The organism is Bradyrhizobium hipponense (assembly GCF_008123965.1).
Taxonomy (GTDB): domain Bacteria; phylum Pseudomonadota; class Alphaproteobacteria; order Rhizobiales; family Xanthobacteraceae; genus Bradyrhizobium; species Bradyrhizobium hipponense.
The window spans coordinates 62,518-77,938 of record NZ_VSTH01000029.1 but is presented as its reverse complement, the minus strand read 5'-3'; the positions used below and the strand labels follow the sequence as shown (position 1 = coordinate 77,938).

General features: G+C 64.7%; 14 protein-coding genes. 5 read left to right on the top strand and 9 right to left on the bottom strand.

Annotation, left to right across the window (positions count from 1 at the left end; genetic code table 11):
- The 3 genes from FXV83_RS10360 to FXV83_RS10350 are packed head-to-tail and all read left to right on the top strand — an operon-like array spanning position 1 to position 3,926.
- On the top strand, positions 1-1,107 hold the full coding sequence (locus FXV83_RS10360) for a microcin C ABC transporter permease YejB (protein WP_148739071.1): 1,107 nt from the start codon (positions 1-3) through the stop codon (positions 1,105-1,107).
- Positions 1,107-2,285, top strand: a complete 1,179-nt coding sequence (locus FXV83_RS10355; protein WP_148739070.1) for an ABC transporter permease — start codon at positions 1,107-1,109, stop codon at positions 2,283-2,285. Before FXV83_RS10360 ends, FXV83_RS10355 begins: the two co-directional genes overlap by 1 nt.
- A gap of 3 nt (positions 2,286-2,288) precedes the next feature.
- Positions 2,289-3,926 carry an ABC transporter ATP-binding protein gene (locus tag FXV83_RS10350; protein ID WP_148739069.1) on the top strand — a complete coding sequence of 546 codons (1,638 nt, stop codon included), beginning with the start codon at positions 2,289-2,291 and terminating at the stop codon, positions 3,924-3,926.
- A gap of 50 nt (positions 3,927-3,976) precedes the next feature.
- Here the strand turns inward: FXV83_RS10350 and FXV83_RS10345 are convergent, their stop codons facing one another.
- A complete protein-coding gene (locus FXV83_RS10345) occupies positions 3,977-4,822 on the bottom strand; it encodes a C40 family peptidase (RefSeq protein ID WP_148739068.1) in 846 nt (281 codons plus the stop codon).
- Positions 4,815-6,188 (bottom strand): leucyl aminopeptidase family protein, encoded by a 1,374-nt coding sequence (locus FXV83_RS10340; RefSeq protein WP_148739067.1) that lies wholly within the window; start codon positions 6,186-6,188, stop codon positions 4,815-4,817. The genes FXV83_RS10345 and FXV83_RS10340 overlap by 8 nt, the downstream gene beginning before the upstream one ends.
- Before the next feature lie 197 nt (positions 6,189-6,385).
- Here FXV83_RS10340 and FXV83_RS10335 point away from each other — a divergent pair, with 197 nt between their 5' ends.
- Both FXV83_RS10335 and FXV83_RS10330 read left to right on the top strand, forming a co-directional pair.
- Positions 6,386-6,589 (top strand): hypothetical protein, encoded by a 204-nt coding sequence (locus FXV83_RS10335; protein WP_018454690.1) that lies wholly within the window; start codon positions 6,386-6,388, stop codon positions 6,587-6,589.
- A 94-nt stretch (positions 6,590-6,683) separates the two neighbouring features.
- Positions 6,684-7,496 (top strand): tetratricopeptide repeat protein, encoded by an 813-nt coding sequence (locus FXV83_RS10330; protein ID WP_148739066.1) that lies wholly within the window; start codon positions 6,684-6,686, stop codon positions 7,494-7,496.
- A 58-nt stretch (positions 7,497-7,554) separates the two neighbouring features.
- On the opposite strand, the gene FXV83_RS10325 is transcribed toward FXV83_RS10330, so the two are convergent.
- The 7 genes from FXV83_RS10325 to cpaB are packed head-to-tail and all read right to left on the bottom strand — an operon-like array spanning position 7,555 to position 15,322.
- On the bottom strand, positions 7,555-8,529 hold the full coding sequence (locus tag FXV83_RS10325) for a type II secretion system F family protein (RefSeq protein WP_148739065.1): 975 nt from the start codon (positions 8,527-8,529) through the stop codon (positions 7,555-7,557).
- A 9-nt stretch (positions 8,530-8,538) separates the two neighbouring features.
- Positions 8,539-9,513: a type II secretion system F family protein gene (locus FXV83_RS10320; protein ID WP_148739064.1), complete on the bottom strand. Its 975-nt coding sequence runs from the start codon at positions 9,511-9,513 to the stop codon at positions 8,539-8,541.
- Positions 9,514-9,529: 16 nt separating this feature from the next.
- Positions 9,530-10,990 carry a TadA family conjugal transfer-associated ATPase gene (locus tag FXV83_RS10315; protein ID WP_148739063.1) on the bottom strand — a complete coding sequence of 487 codons (1,461 nt, stop codon included), beginning with the start codon at positions 10,988-10,990 and terminating at the stop codon, positions 9,530-9,532.
- Positions 10,991-11,011: 21 nt separating this feature from the next.
- Positions 11,012-12,280, bottom strand: coding sequence for a CpaE/TadZ family protein (locus FXV83_RS10310; protein WP_148739062.1), 1,269 nt, complete (start codon positions 12,278-12,280; stop codon positions 11,012-11,014).
- Positions 12,277-13,011 (bottom strand): CpaD family pilus assembly protein, encoded by a 735-nt coding sequence (locus tag FXV83_RS10305; protein WP_148739061.1) that lies wholly within the window; start codon positions 13,009-13,011, stop codon positions 12,277-12,279. Before FXV83_RS10305 ends, FXV83_RS10310 begins: the two co-directional genes overlap by 4 nt.
- Before the next feature lie 20 nt (positions 13,012-13,031).
- Complete coding sequence (locus FXV83_RS10300) at positions 13,032-14,507, bottom strand: type II and III secretion system protein family protein (protein WP_187435810.1); 1,476 nt, start codon at positions 14,505-14,507, stop codon at positions 13,032-13,034.
- Between the two features lie 11 nt (positions 14,508-14,518).
- A complete protein-coding gene (gene cpaB / locus FXV83_RS10295) occupies positions 14,519-15,322 on the bottom strand; it encodes a Flp pilus assembly protein CpaB (RefSeq protein ID WP_148739059.1) in 804 nt (267 codons plus the stop codon).
- Positions 15,323-15,421: the final 99 nt, after the last annotated feature.

Here is a 15,421-nt window from a genome sequence, read left to right as displayed (position 1 = left end):
ATGAGCGCCTATATCGCCCGCCGCATCCTCCTGATGATCCCGACCCTGCTCGGGATACTCTTCGTCTCCTTCGTCGTGGTGCAATTCGCGCCCGGCGGCCCGGTCGAGCGCGTGATCGCGCAGCTCTCCGGCGCCGACACCGGCGGCAGCTCGCGCATTTCGGGCGGCGGCGACTTTGCGCAGCGCGCGCCGGGGCAACTCGGCGCCGGCGATGCCATCAACTCGAAATATCGCGGCGCGCAGGGGCTCGACCCCGACTTCATCAAGAAGCTGGAGGTGCAGTTCGGCTTCGACAAGCCGGCGCCGGAGCGCTTCGCGATGATGGTCTGGAATTTCGCCCGCTTCGATTTCGGCAAGAGCTATTTTCGCGACGTCAGCGTACTCCAGCTCATCAAGGAAAAGCTGCCGGTCTCGATCTCGCTCGGCATCTGGCTGACGCTTCTGACCTACCTGATCTCGATTCCGCTCGGAATCCGCAAGGCGGTGAAGGACGGTACGCGTTTCGACACTTGGACGTCGAGCGTGCTCGTGCTCGGCTATGCTATACCCGGCTTCCTGTTCGCGATCCTCCTGATCATCCTGTTTGCCGGGGGCTCGTTCTTCAACTGGTTTCCGCTGCGCGGGCTGACATCGGACGGCTGGTCGCAATTTCCCTGGTACTGGAAGATCATCGATTACTTCTGGCATTTGACGCTGCCGCTGATCGCCATGGGGCTCGGCGCGTTCACCACCATGACATTCCTGACCAAGAACTCGTTTCTGGACGAAATCCGCAAGCAATACGTGATGACCGCGCGCGCCAAGGGCTGTAGCGAGGGCCGGGTGCTCTATGGCCACGTCTTCCGCAACGCCATGCTGATCGTCATCGCGGGCTTCCCCAGCACCTTCATTCACGCCTTCTTCTCTGGCTCGCTTCTGATCGAGACCATCTTCTCGCTGGACGGGCTGGGACTGCTCAGTTTCGAGAGCGTGCTCAACCGTGACTATCCCGTGGTGTTCGGCACGCTCTATATCTTTTCGCTCGTCGGTCTCGTGGTCAACCTCATCTCCGACCTGACCTACATGTGGATCGACCCGCGGATCGATTTCGAGGCGCGGGAGGTCTGATGACGCTGACCGCCCCGACCCCGATCGAAACCGCCACGAAGTCGCCGCTCGGCCAAATCGTGCCGATCACGGGGAAGCCGTTCGCACCGTCGCCGCTCAACAGGCGGCGCTGGGAGAATTTCAAGGCCAACCGGCGCGGCTATTGGTCGTTCTGGCTCTTCATGATGCTGTTTGTGATGTCGCTGTTTGCCGAGCTGATCGCCAACGACCGGCCGTTCCTGATCAAATATGACGGGCATCTCTACTGGCCGGCCTTCATCACCTACTCGGAGACGACGTTCGGCGGCGATTTCGAGACCGCAGCCGACTATCGCGATCCCTATTTGCAAAAGTTGATCAGGGACAAAGGCGGCAGCATCGTCTGGCCGCTGATTCGTTACTCGTACGACACCCACAATCTCGATCTGCCGACGCCGGCGCCGTCGCCGCCGACCTGGATGTTGACGGAAGCGCAGTGCAAGCCTGTCGTCGAGAAGAAGGGCCTCAAGAGCTGCCGCGATCTTGAATACAACTGGCTCGGCACCGACGATCAGGGCCGCGACGTGGTGGCGCGCCTGATCTACGGTTTCCGCATCTCGGTGCTGTTCGGCCTCTGCTTGACCATCATCTCCTCCGTCATCGGCATCGCCGCCGGCGCGGTGCAGGGCTATTTCGGCGGCCGGGTCGATCTCATATTCCAGCGCTTCATCGAGATCTGGACTGCTATTCCTTCGCTTTATCTGCTGCTGATCCTGTCATCGGTGCTGGTGCCCGGCTTCTTCGTGCTGCTCGGCATCCTGCTGCTGTTTTCCTGGGTGTCGCTGGTCGGACTCGTGCGCGCGGAATTCTTGCGCGGGCGCAATTTCGAGTACATCCAGGCGGCGCGGGCGCTCGGCGTTTCGAACGCCGTGATCATGTTCAGGCATTTGCTGCCGAACGCGATGGTCGCGACCATGACGTTCCTGCCGTTCATCGTGTCGAGCTCGGTGATGACGCTGACAGCACTGGACTTTCTCGGCTTCGGCCTGCCGCCCGGCTCGCCCTCGCTCGGCGAGTTGCTGTCGCAGGGCAAGTCGAATGTGCAGGCGCCGTGGCTCGGTTTCTCCGGCTTCTTCTCGGTGGCGATCATGCTGTCGCTTCTGATCTTCACCGGCGAAGCCGTGCGCGACGCCTTCGATCCGCGCAAGACGTTCAGGTAGAACATGGACGCGATCAACCAGCCCCTGCTCGCAGTGAGCGACCTCTCGGTGGCCTTCCACCAGGGCGGCAGCACGACGCTCGCGGTCGACAAGGTCTCGTTTCAGATCAAGCGCGGCGAATGCCTGGCGCTGGTCGGCGAGTCCGGATCCGGCAAATCCGTCAGCGCGCTCTCGATCCTGAAGCTGCTGCCCTATCCGAGCGCCTCGCATCCCTCGGGGAGTATACGCTTCAAGGGACGCGAGCTGATCGATCAGTCCGAGCAGCAGATGCGGGAGATTCGCGGCAGCGACATCTCCATCATCTTCCAGGAGCCGATGACCTCGCTCAATCCGCTGCACACGATCGAGGCGCAGATCGGCGAGATCATCCAGCTGCACAATCCGACCAGCAACGCGCAGACGCGCGAGCGGACGCTGGAACTGCTGACGCAGGTTGGCATCCCCGAGCCCGAAACGCGGCTCAAAAGCTATCCGCACCAGCTTTCCGGCGGCCAGCGCCAGCGCGTGATGATCGCGATGGCGCTCGCCAACGAGCCGGATCTGTTGATCGCGGACGAGCCGACCACCGCGCTCGACGTCACCGTGCAGGCGCAGATCCTGACGCTGCTTGCCGAAATCCGCGCCCGGCTCGGCATGAGCCTGCTCTTCATCACCCACGACCTCGGCATCGTGCGCCGGATCGCCGACATCGTTTGTGTCATGAAAGGCGGCGAGATCGTCGAGCAGGGGCCGGTCGAGCAGGTCTTCACCGGTCCGAAGCATCCCTATACGCGCGACCTGCTCGCGGCTGAGCCGAAGCCGGATCCGGCGCCACCGCAGCCGAATGCGCCCGTGGTGATGTCGGCCGATGATCTCAAGGTTTGGTTTCCGATCAAGCGCGGGCTGATGCGCAAGACGGTCGGTCACATCAAGGCGGTCGACGGCGTCAGCGTCGTCGTACGCAAGGGCGAGACGCTCGGCGTCGTCGGCGAATCCGGCTCCGGCAAGACCACACTCGGGTTAGCGCTACTACGGCTGATTTCCTCGAATGGGCGCATCGTGTTCCTGGGCAACGACATCCAGGGCCTGCGCTTCAAGCAGATGCGTCCCTTCCGGCGCGACATGCAGATCGTATTCCAGGACCCATTCGGCTCGCTCAGCCCGCGCATGTCGGTCGCCGACATCATCGCCGAAGGTCTATCCGTCCATCAGCCCAAGCTCTCGCGCGAGGAGCGCGAGGCGCGTGTCGTCAAGGCCATCGAAGATGTCGGGCTTAAGCCGGACACCCGCTATCGCTATCCGCACGAGTTCTCCGGCGGCCAGCGCCAACGCATTTCGATCGCGCGCGCGGTGGTGCTGGAGCCGGATTTCGTCGTGCTGGATGAGCCGACCAGCGCGCTCGACATGCTGATCCAGGCGCAGATGGTCGACCTCCTGCGCGAGCTCCAGCGCAAGCGCGACCTGACGTACGTGTTCATCTCGCACGATCTGCGCGTCGTTGCTTCGCTCGCCAGCCACCTGATCGTGATGCGGGGCGGCAAGGTGGTCGAGGAGGGCCAGGCCGCCGAGCTCTTCAAGAACCCGAAGACGGATTATACGCGCGCGCTGTTTGCGGCGGCGTTCCGGCTTGAAACGGCGGGAAATGGGGCGTCGGCGACGTAATCCTCTTCACCCTCCGCACGGGAGAGGTGTTTCCCGTCGCATTTGCGAGACTAACCAAGCCGCTTGATCGCGACGACCTCGCTGCCGGCGTGCCTGATCCGCGCGATCGCCGGCTCGGTCGGCTCGATCACCGTCGCCATGTGATACGCATTGGCGTGAACCATGGTGCTGCCATCGCGGACGATCGCGACGTGGCCCTTCCAGAAGATCAAATCGCCGCGCTGCAGCTTGCCTCTCTCGTGCGGTTCGATCGCGCGGCCGAGACCCCCTTGCTGCATGTCGCTGTCGCGGGGGCAGCCGATGCCTGCCGCAGTCAGCGAAACCTGCACCAGGCCCGAGCAATCGATGCCGAAACTGCTCTTGCCGCCCCAGAGATAGGGCGTGCCGACGAAGCGCTCGGCGACCGCGACGAAATCCGGCTCACGATGATCGAGCGCTGCGAGATGCATCTTCGGCAGATATGTTCCCTCGCTCGTCACGGCAAAACTGCCATCCTCGCGTGTTACCGCGAGCTTCGATCCCAGGACCAGCGTGTCGGCCGGCGGCAGCTTGATCGAGGGGCCGGGGAAGGCGAACGTCCTGAGCGCGGTCACCAGGTGCGTCGGCGCGGCCGAGGGCCGGGCCAGGCCTGCGTCGGGCAGCCAGCCGACATAGCCGTCGCCGCCAAGCTGGCCCCAGGCCCAGCCTTCGCCGTTGCGATCGTAGACGGTGACGCGTTCGCCGCGCAGCGCCTGCGTCATCAGCATCGCGTCCGAGGACGGCTGCTCGCGCACCGGCGCGATCGGCTCGACCACTTCGAATTCCTCGCCTGTGACGAAGCGATCGGCCTGCACCTTGCCTTCGAGATATTTCGCGGCGAGGTCGCCGCGCGCCGGCGTCAGCCGCGGATCATGCATAGCGCTCGCTCAGCAATGTGTAGAGTGCTCGCGCGGCCTGGCATTCGCCGCCCTCGGGCCGTGCCGGCTTTGCCGACGGCGTCCAGCCGTAGATATCGACATGCAGCCAGCTCTTCGCCTGCTCGACAAAGCGCTGCAGGAACAGCGCGCAGGTGATCGAGCCGGCAAAGCCACCCGAGGGTGCGTTGGTGATGGTGGCCGTCTTGGAGTCCAGCCACGCATCGTAGGCCGGCCACAGCGGCATGCGCCACAACGGATCGTTCTCCTTCGCCGCGCAGCGCGCGACGTCCGCGGCAAGGGTTTCATCATTGGTGTAAAAGGGCGGTAAATCCGGCCCCAGCGCCACGCGTGCGGCGCCCGTCAGCGTGCCCAGATCGATCAGCAGGTCCGGCATCTCCTCGTCCGCCAGCGCCAGCGCGTCGGCGAGCACCAGGCGGCCCTCCGCGTCGGTGTTGCCGATCTCGATGGTGATGCCCTTGCGCGAGGTGAAGATGTCGAGCGGGCGGAAGGCGTTGCCGGAAACAGCATTCTCTACCGCCGGGATCAGCACGCGCAGCCGGACCTTCAGCTTCGCATCCATCACCATGCGCGCGAGCGCCAGCACGTTGGCGGCGCCGCCCATGTCCTTCTTCATGATCAGCATGCCGCTGGACGGCTTCAGGTCCAGCCCGCCGGTGTCGAAGCAGACGCCCTTGCCGACCAGCGTCACCTTGGGATGGAAGGGATCGCCCCAGCCGATGTCGATCAGCCGCGGGGCGCGGTCCGAGGCCATGCCGACGGCGTGGATCAGCGGAAAGTTCGTCTTCAGGTCCTCGCCGATGGTGCAGGCGAAGCTTGCACCGAATTCGGCGGCAAGGGCTTGCGCCGCGGCGGCAAGCTCCTCCGGGCCCATGTCGTTGGACGGTGTGTTGATGAGGTCGCGCGCCAGCATCGCGGCATCCGCCATGCGGCTGATCTCGACGGCGTCGACGGCGTCCGGCGGCACCAGCCGGACGTTGGGCCGGTCTGCCTTGCGGTACCGGGCGAAGCGGTAGCTCCCCAGTGCAAAAGCGAGAGCCGCCAGCCGTGCATCGTGCGGTGCATTGGCAAAGCGATAGACGCCCGGCGGCAGCAGCCCAGGCAGGGCGCCCGGCCGGAACAGGTCGCGCGATCTTGCCCCATCGTCGTCGAGGCCGAACAGCACCTGCGCGATCGCACCGTCGGGCGCCGGCAGCGCGAGATAGCCGCCACGCTTGCCGGTAAAGGCGCTCGCCGTGGCGAACTGGCGTTGCGCCGGCGGCAGCGTCTCGCGCACCGCATCCCAGCTCGATTTGGTGACGAAGGTGATCGGGATGGCGGTGGGCGACGTCTCGAAGACAGAGGGCATTGGCGGGTCCGGATCGTCAGATCAAGCAGGTCATGCGAGGAGACTTCGCAGAGTTTCGCCGCCGCTGCAATCGGCTTTGCCGTCACCGTTCGGCGAGCCGCTACTCGCCACAAGGGGGCCATGCTAGGTTCCGGCAACGGCCGCCGGGCGTGGAGATCGTCGGCGACCGACGACAAAGCGCGCCGGGAGGAAATGCAATGGAGTTTGTGTGGAGCGTGGTCACATTCATCGGCCAGGCCGTCGAGGCGATCTTCGGCTATGTCGAGCATCATCATTGGATCTTCGCGTTTCTTGCCGGCGGCTACGTCTTCTATCTCCACGACCGCTCCGTGCACGCCAGGTTCGATGCGCTCGACAAGCGCATCGACGAAATCCGCAAGCGGCTCGCCATCGAGTATTGATCGGGTCGATAAGCAGCCATTAACCGCCCGTTAGGGTTAACAGTCTATTGCTGACGCGTCCGGCTCGATCAATTGGCTCGAGAGTCAAAGCGTCATGCGTCAACGGTTCAGTCTTGCCCGGCTTCTTGCGTCCACCTCGCTGGTCGCGGCGGTGGCGGTCGGCCTCGGCGGCTGCACGGCCATGTCGAAGCTCTCCGATGTCACCGGCTCGGTCGCATCGCGTGCGGAAGCCGCTCCCACCGATCCCGCGCGCGCCGCCGAAGTCTATGGCGAGCGCTATCGTGCCAATCCCAAGGACGCCGACGCCGCGCTTGCCTATGGCCAGGCGCTGCGCGCAAACGGTCAGCGCGCCCAGGCCGCTGCGGTGCTTGAGCAGGCGACCATCGCCAATCCCGGCAACAAGGCACTGCTCGCCCAATACGGCCGTGCGCTCGCCGACAATGGCAATTTCCAGCAAGCCTTCGACGTGCTGTCGAAGGCCCATTCACCCGACAATCCGGACTGGCGCCTGCTCTCGGTGCAGGGCACTGCACTCGACCAGATGGGCCGTCACGCCGAGGCGCGCTCCTACTATGCGAGCGCGCTGAAGATCGCTCCGGATGATCCCGGCGTGCTCTCCAATCTCGGCCTGTCCTACATGCTGTCGAAGGACCTGCCGAAGGCTGAAGAGGCGCTGCGGCAGGCTTATGCCTCGCCGCGTGCGAGTGGCCGGGTGCGGCAGAATCTCGGCCTTGTCGTCGGCCTCCAGGGCCGCTTCGCCGAAGCCGAGACCATCGTGAAGGCGGACCTGCCGCCGGATCAGGCCGCGGCCAATGTCGCATATCTCAAGGACATGCTGAGCCGGAGCGACGCCCCGCGCCGCGCAGCGAAGCGGACGCCGGTCGCCTCGCTCAGCCAGCCCGACTGATCAGACCTGATCTTGCAATCTTGAGGTCGCGCGCGGACCGCGTGCGGTCCGCATTGTGTCAGTGCAGCTCGGAGATCTTGATGCCGGTCGGTCCGAGAATGACGACGAACAACACTGGCAGGAAGAACAGGATCATCGGCACCGTCAGCTTGGGCGGCAGCGCTGCGGCCTTCTTTTCCGCTTCGTTCATGCGCATGTCGCGATTCTCCTGCGCCATGACGCGCAAGGAATGGCCGAGCGGCGTGCCGTAGCGCTCGGCCTGCTGAAGCGCAAGACACACCGATTTGACGCCTTCGAGCCCGGTGCGCCGCGCCAGATTCTCATAAGCCACCTTGCGGTCCTGCAAATAGGACAGCTCGGCCGTCGTCAGCGTGAACTCCTCCGACAGTGCGATCGACTGGCCGACGATCTCGGTGGCGACTTTCCTGAACGCCATTTCGACCGACATGCCGGATTCGATGCAGATCAGGAGGAGGTCGAGCGCATCGGGGAAAGCGCGCTTGATCGAGAGTTGACGCTTGGAGATCGCGTTCTTGAGGAACAGCATCGGCGCCTGGAGGCCGAGATAGGCCGCGCCCACGCACATGCCGATCTTGATCGGCAGCGACTGCTGAAGATGCGCGATCAGGAATACGTATAAGGTTGAGCCGACGAACAGAACCAGCGGCGCCACCATGCGGGCAAACAGAAAGGTGACGTAAGGCGCCTGCCCGCGATAGCCCGCCATGATGAGCTTGTCGCGCGCGGCTTCCTGCGCAAGCCATTTGGTAAGGTTGAAGTCCTCGACGACGCGAGAAACGAGCTGCTTCGGCGTCTGGCGCAGCGACACCTTCTCGTTCCTGTTGAGGCGTTCGCGCTCGCGCTGCCGGATGCGTTCGCGCTCGCTCGCCACCGCCTTCATGCGCTTGGACAGGCCTTCGCCGGCGAACAGCGGCATCACCAGCGTATAGACGGTGGCGCTGGCGGCGATGGCCGCCAGCATCATGGTCATGAAGCGGACGTCATGCAGTTTCGAAACGAGGAATTCGACCATACGGCACCGTCAGAAATCGAAGTTGATCATCTTCTTCATCACCATGATGCCGATCGACATCCAGACGACGCAGGCGACCAGCATGAGCTGGCCGGTGGGATGGGTCCACAGCAGCGAGATGTATTGTGGCGTCGAGAGATAGACGAGGAACATCACGATCGGCGGCAGCGATCCGATGATGCCGGCCGATGCCTTGGCTTCCATCGACATCGCCTGGATCTTTTCCCTCATCTTCTTGCGGTCGCGCAGCACCTTGGAGAGGTTGCCGAGGGCTTCGGAGAGGTTGCCGCCGGACTTCTGCTGGATCGAGATGACGATGCCGAAGAAGTTGGCTTCCGGCAGCGGCATGCGGTCATAGAGCCGCGAGCAGGCCTCGCCGAGCGGCATGCCGATCGCCTGGGTCTCGATGATCGCGAGGAATTCGCTGCGCAGCGGTTCCGGTGCATCGGCGGCGACGACCTTGATCGATTCGAACAGCGGCAGTCCCGCCTTGATGCCGCGGACGATTACGTCGACCGCGTCGGGCAGTGCTTTCAGGAATTTGTCTTCGCGACGCTTTTTCAGGAAGGCGAGCGCCCACCGCGGCAGGCCGAACCCGCCGGCAAAGGCGAGGCCGCCGGCGCCGAGCAGTCCGCCCCCGACGAACAGGGCGATGGCGAACAGCACGCCCGCCACGACGGCGGACGCGATCCAGAATTTTTGCGGCGCCCAGTCGAGTCCCGCCTGCGACAGGCGGACGTTGAGCGGAACGCTCTTCTCCTGCTGGCGCCGCGCCTCGAGATCCTTGAGCGACGTCTCGACCTGCTCACGGCGCGAACGCTGGGTCTTCTCGGTCTTGGCTGCGGGCGCGTCGGCGCGCGCGATCGAGGCGCGGCGGCTTTCCGCCTTCCGCTCGCCGGACAGCAATGGATAAAGGAAAACCCAGCCGATGCCGCCGACGGCGGCGGCGGCAAGGAACGCGAGCGCGAGGACCTGCATGTTCATGACCGTGCTGACCTGCTCATGTCGTCGGCGCCACTTCCGCCGCGTCGAGCGCAGCAGCAAGGCGCTTCTCGTCGCCGTAATAGCGGGCGCGTTCCCAGAACTTAGGGCGGCCGATGCCGGTCGAGCGGTGCCGGCCGATGATCTTGCCGTTGGCGTCCTCGCCGACCATGTCGTAGAGGAAGATGTCCTGGGTGATGATGGTGTCGCCCTCCATGCCCATCACCTCGGTGATGTGGGTGATGCGGCGCGAACCGTCGCGCAGGCGCGCGGCCTGGACGATGACGTCGATCGAGGCGCAGATCATCTCACGGATGGTCCGCGAAGGCAGCGAAAAGCCGCCCATCGTGATCATGGATTCGCAGCGCGACAGCGCCTCGCGCGGGTTGTTGGCGTGCAGCGTCCCCATCGAGCCATCGTGGCCGGTGTTCATGGCCTGCAGCAGGTCGAACGCCTCGGGGCCGCGGACTTCGCCGACGATGATGCGCTCAGGACGCATGCGCAGGCAGTTGCGCACCAATTCGCGCATGGTGACCTGGCCTTCGCCTTCGATGTTGGGCGGGCGGGTTTCGAGCCGCACGACGTGGGGCTGCTGCAGCTGCAGTTCGGCCGCGTCCTCGCAGGTGATGACGCGCTCGTCGTGCTCGATGTAATTGGTCAGACAGTTGAGCAGCGTGGTCTTGCCCGAGCCGGTACCGCCGGAGATCAGCACGTTACAGCGGACGCGGCCGATGATCTGCAAGATTTCCGCACCCTCCGGCGAGATTGCGCCGAACTTGACGAGCTGATCCAGCGTCAGCTTGTCCTTCTTGAACTTGCGGATGGTGAGCGTCGGCCCGTCGATCGACAGCGGCGGCACGATGGCGTTGACGCGGGAGCCGTCGGCGAGGCGCGCGTCGCAGATCGGCGAGGATTCATCGACGCGCCGGCCGACCTGACTGACGATGCGCTGGCAGATGTTGAGGAGCTGCTGGTTGTCGCGGAAGCGGATGCCCGTGCGTTGGATCTTGCCGGCGACTTCGATGTAGACGGTGTTGGCGCCGTTGACCATGATGTCGGCGATGTCGTCGCGCGACAACAGCGGCTCGAGCGGGCCGTAGCCGAGAACGTCGTTGCAGATGTCGTCGAGCAGCTCTTCCTGCTCGGCGATCGACATCACGATGTTCTTGATCGCGATGATCTCGTTGACGATGTCGCGGATTTCCTCGCGCGCCGACTCGGAGTCCAATTTGGCGAGCTGGGCGAGGTCGATGGCCTCGATCAGCGCGCCGAAGATGGTCGCTTTGACCTCGTAGTAATTGTCCGAGCGACGGCTCTCCATGGCCGGCGCAGGCCTGGTGGGGGCGAGCGGCGGCGAGGCGACGGCCGGCGGGGGCGCGCGCGACACCACGGGCGCCGGAGCCGGGGCAGGCTCTGGCGACGCGGCGCCGGGCTTCGGGGCCCGAGGGTCGGTGTCTGTTCCGCTACGCTTACCGAACACTTAACAACTCCATGCGGCGGCTTATTTTCCCCGCAACTTCTCAATCAGGGGTGAAAGGAAGGACGATTTTTGCTTTTTGGTCTCGCTGCGGCCGGTTAGGCGCTGGGCGATCTGAAGGAACATCTCGATCGATTTGTGGTTGGCCGAGATCTCCGCGATCATCTGACCGTTATTGGCCGCCGAACCGAAGATCTGCGGCTCGAACGGGATCGAGACGACCGGCTGGCTCTCGATCGCCTTGGCAAACTCGGCGGCGGCGATCTCGGGCCGTTTCGGCACACCGACCTGATTCAGGCAGTAGAGCGGCGGCCGGTCGTTGGGGCGTGCGGCCTTCAGCAGATCGAACAGGTTCTTGGTGTTGCGCAGGTTGGCCAGATCAGGCGCCGCCACGATCAGGATATCGTCCGCCCCGATCAGGGCGCGCTTGGTCCAGCCGGACCACTGGTGGGGAATGTCGAGCACGATGCAGGGCATGGTCGAACGCAGCGTGTCGAACACGGAGTCGAAGGCGTCGGTGCCGAAATCATAGACCCGGTCGAGCGTCGCCGGCGCCGCCAGGAGGCTGAGGTGGTCCGTGCACTTCGACAGCAGGCGGTCGATGAAGGCGGTATCGACGCGGTCAGGCGAGAACACGGCGTCCGCTATGCCTTGCGGCGGATCCTGGTTGTAGTCGAGCCCGGCGGTGCCGAAGGCGAGGTCGAGATCGGCGACCACCGCGTCCATAGCAAGGTCGCGCGCGATTGCCCAGGCGACGTTGTGGGACACAGTAGAGGAACCGACGCCGCCCTTGGCGCCGACGACGGCAATGATGCGTCCGACCGCCTTGGCTTCCGGCGCGGAGAACAGGTTGCAGATCGAGCGCACGACATCGATGGCGCCGACCGGACCGAGCACGTAGTCGCTGACGCCGCGGCGAACCAGCTCGCGGTAGAGCGTGACGTCGTTGATGCGGCCGATCACGACCACGCGGGTACCGGCGTCGCAGACGGTGGCGAGGTGGTCGAGGCCCGTCAGGAGGTCGTTGCGTCCGTCGCTCTCGAGCACGATCACGTTCGGCGTGGGCGCCGAGCGATAGGCCTCGATCGCGGCCGCCATGCCGCCCATCTGGATCTTCAAATGGGCCTTGCCGAGACGGCGATCCTCGCCGGCCGACTGCACGGCGGCAGCGGTCTCCACGGTTTCGCAGAACGCCTGGACCGAGACGCGCGGCGCGGGCGCGATGTGCTCCTCGGCCGGCGGAGACGGGGTTTCCGGCTGCTCTTCTTGAGTCTGGCGAGCGTAGCTGATCATTTGCCGGTGTCGCTGAGTTTGGCCTTGTCGGCCTCGGGATAGGACACCGCTGTCGGCGCCCCCTTGCGATACTTCTCGAAGGCGGCGTTGCGCCGTGGCGCGTAGGAAGGTGTCTCAGGCCGCGGCTGCTCGAGGTCCGACGGATTGTCGACCATCGCCGCGAGATTGCGCTGATAGGCGCAGCCGAAATTGTAATATTGCTTGTTCTCGAACCAGCTCTTGTTCTTCATCGAGGGACCGATGTCCTCCGGCCACAGCCCGCAGGGGCCAGCGACCGCGGCGATCCTGGAATAGGTGAGCCGGATCGGCGGGAGGAAGCGCTTGTCTTCCGGCTGATATGGGCGAACCGTGATGCCGCGCGGAGGAACGCCTGCCGCTGCCAGCATCGCCTGGATCTCACGCATCGTCTCCGCCACCGGACGCGCGTTGGGCGTGCCGGACGGTACGTCGATATGGATGGCGCCGGTACCTTCGTGCAGCCAGGTCGACGCCACGCCCATGACGTCGGCGCGCTGGGCGGCAGTCAGCCCGCCGCGGGCGTGGCCGACGAAGACGACGATCGAGCGGTTCTGCTCCTCGATCGCGATCGGGTGGCGCTGCTTGTAGTCGTCGGGAATGGAGGCGGTGGCGACCTCGTCATGCTGGCAGCCGCCGAGCGCGAGAGCGATACCGACGAGCGCGCCACCGAAGCCGATGGCGCGTTTGCGAATCTGGGGTGGTCTTGTGGTCATAACGAAGTCCCCGTTCCGCCTCAATCGGTGATGAAGCCGTAGGTGCCGCGGTAATTCCGGCCCGGTTCGGTCCGGCCAGGCACGCCGTAGAGGCGGTTGATGTTGCCGAGCAGATCGGCCTGCGGATCCGCGGGCGCTGCAAAGCCGTCATCCGGACGCGATAGATCCTTCTGCGCCACCGCTCGTACGATGTAGGGCGTGACGATGACGACCAGTTCGGTCGCGTTGTTGACGAAGTCGCGGCTGCGGAACAGCGCGCCGAGGACCGGAAGCTGCGTCAGGCCCGGCAATCCGCTGACTGCCTGCTTGGTCTGCTCCTGGATCAGCCCGGCCATCGCCATCGCGCCGCCGGACGGAATCTCCAGCGAGGTCTCCGCGCGGCGGGTCTTGATCGAGGGCACGGTCAGCGAGTTCACCGAGCTCGATGTCACGGCCTGCGACAGCGTAATCGCATTTTCGTTGGACAATTCGGACACTTCCGTCATCACCCGCAGGCTGATCTTGCCTTCGCTCAGCACCACGGGGGTGAAGTTGAGCGAAATGCCGAACTTCTTGAAGCTGATCTGGGTGGTACAGACATGCGTGGTGGGATCGCAGGCATAGCCTGCCGGGACCGGGAATTCACCGCCGGCGATGAAGGTCGCCGACTCGCCGGAGATCGCGGTCAGGTTCGGCTCGGCCAGCGTGCGGATCACACCGGCGGATTCCATTGCCCGGAGCGTCGCCTGCACTGACGGGGTCGCGCCGAATTTCGTGGTCAGATTGTTGCCGTCGACGAGATTCTTGCCAAGGGCTGTAAACGGGTTGGCGTTGGTGAAGCTCACCACCGACGTGCCGTAGTTGAGGTTCGCGGAGAGGTCGATGCCGAGTTGCTTGATGATGCTGCGGGCGACTTCGGCGACCGTCACCTTCAGCATGACCTGGTCACGGCCGCGGACCACGATCGAGTTCACCACCTTGTCGGCGCCGCCCGCGAGCCGCGCGGCGAGATCGTTGGCCTGCTGCGCTTCCAGCGGATTTACCGCCGAGCCGGTCAGGACGACGCCGTCGCCGAGGCCGTCGATCTGGATGTCGGAATTGGGCAGGATCTGCTTCAGCGCGGCCCGCGCGCCGTTGAGATCGCGCTTGACCGCGATATCATAGGCCGCGATCTGCTGGCCGGCGGAATCGAAGAACACGATGTTGGTCTGGCCGACCGACGCGCCGATGATGTAGGCGCGCTGCGCCGAGCGGACCACTGCATTGGCGATCTTGGGATCGGCGACGAGCACGTCCTTGATGTCACGCGGCAGGTCGATCACGATCGACTTGCCGATGCCGAGCGAGAGGAAGCGCGCGTTCATCTGGCCGTCGGCTGCGACCGGGGCCACGGGACGGTAGTCGGCGGCGATGACCGGCACCAGCGCCGGATTGAGAGTCAGCGCGAGAGCGGCCGAAAACGACAGACCGCGGACCACGGAGGTTCGCATCGTCGACGATTTTGCCCCACATTTCATATCGACTGCCCTCATCGTGCCTTCGCCGCCTGGCTTAGGACGCCGTAGCGAATGACCGAGATGCCGTCTCCGCGTGGCTTTTGCGTTTCGTCCAGCGTGTTGTCGCTCATCTTGACGTCGGCAATGCTGCGCAACGCCAGTGACAGTGAGCCGCTCTGGCGGGCGGCGGAAAGGGTCGAGGTCTGCTGGGGATTGAGCTCGAGGGTAACGGTCTTGCCGACCACCGAGTTCTGACCGTCCTTCTCCTTCGGCGCCTGGTCGATGGCCAGCACGCGGATATTGACCAGGATGATCTCGGACGAGACGATGTCAGGGGCACCGGAGCTCTGGTCCGGATTCTTGAGGCGTCGGGTCAGGAGCACGTCGACGCGATCGTTGGGCAGGATGAAGCCGCCGGCGCCGGTCTCGGGAGAGATTTCGGTGGAGATGGCACGCATTCCGCTCGGAAGGATCGCGGCCATGAAGCCGGAGCCCTCGGCTTTGACCAGCTTCTGGTCGCGGATCGGCTCACCCTGAATGAAGGGGGCGCGCGCGATCGAGCCCGTGACCTGGGTCACGCCCTCGGGACGCTCGTTGCGGCGGATGAAAGTGGCGCTGGCGGTTGCTGAGGGCCAGGTCTGCCATTGCACGTCTTCCGGCTTGACGGTCTGACCGAGGCCGATGTCGTTCTTGGCCACCAGCACGTCGACGGTCGGAAGCTGCGCGATCGGAGCCGCCGGAGGCGGCGCAGAATTGTCCGAACCGCTCGCCAGGTACGCGGCGACGCCGCCGGCGCCGATGGCGACCGTCAGGACGACAATGCGTGCCCTATTCATACGCTCACTTTCCAACTAAACGCCGCGACGCTTCCGCCGCCGTAATCGGCAGTTGACCAGCTATTCGTCAAAGCATGGTTAATGAGGCGTATCTAAATC

Coding starts and splice junctions, on each gene's coding strand:
- FXV83_RS10355 (WP_148739070.1), top strand. CDS start 1,107: ATGACGCTGACCGCCCCGACCCCGATCGAAACCGCCACGAAGTCGCCG.
- cpaB (WP_148739059.1), bottom strand. CDS start 15,322: ATGAATAGGGCACGCATTGTCGTCCTGACGGTCGCCATCGGCGCCGGC.
- FXV83_RS10300 (WP_187435810.1), bottom strand. CDS start 14,507: ATGAAATGTGGGGCAAAATCGTCGACGATGCGAACCTCCGTGGTCCGC.
- FXV83_RS10305 (WP_148739061.1), bottom strand. CDS start 13,011: ATGACCACAAGACCACCCCAGATTCGCAAACGCGCCATCGGCTTCGGT.
- FXV83_RS10330 (WP_148739066.1), top strand. CDS start 6,684: ATGCGTCAACGGTTCAGTCTTGCCCGGCTTCTTGCGTCCACCTCGCTG.
- FXV83_RS10360 (WP_148739071.1), top strand. CDS start 1: ATGAGCGCCTATATCGCCCGCCGCATCCTCCTGATGATCCCGACCCTG.
- FXV83_RS10345 (WP_148739068.1), bottom strand. CDS start 4,822: ATGCATGATCCGCGGCTGACGCCGGCGCGCGGCGACCTCGCCGCGAAA.
- FXV83_RS10320 (WP_148739064.1), bottom strand. CDS start 9,513: ATGAACATGCAGGTCCTCGCGCTCGCGTTCCTTGCCGCCGCCGCCGTC.
- FXV83_RS10335 (WP_018454690.1), top strand. CDS start 6,386: ATGGAGTTTGTGTGGAGCGTGGTCACATTCATCGGCCAGGCCGTCGAG.
- FXV83_RS10340 (WP_148739067.1), bottom strand. CDS start 6,188: ATGCCCTCTGTCTTCGAGACGTCGCCCACCGCCATCCCGATCACCTTC.
- FXV83_RS10325 (WP_148739065.1), bottom strand. CDS start 8,529: ATGGTCGAATTCCTCGTTTCGAAACTGCATGACGTCCGCTTCATGACC.
- FXV83_RS10350 (WP_148739069.1), top strand. CDS start 2,289: ATGGACGCGATCAACCAGCCCCTGCTCGCAGTGAGCGACCTCTCGGTG.
- FXV83_RS10310 (WP_148739062.1), bottom strand. CDS start 12,280: ATGATCAGCTACGCTCGCCAGACTCAAGAAGAGCAGCCGGAAACCCCG.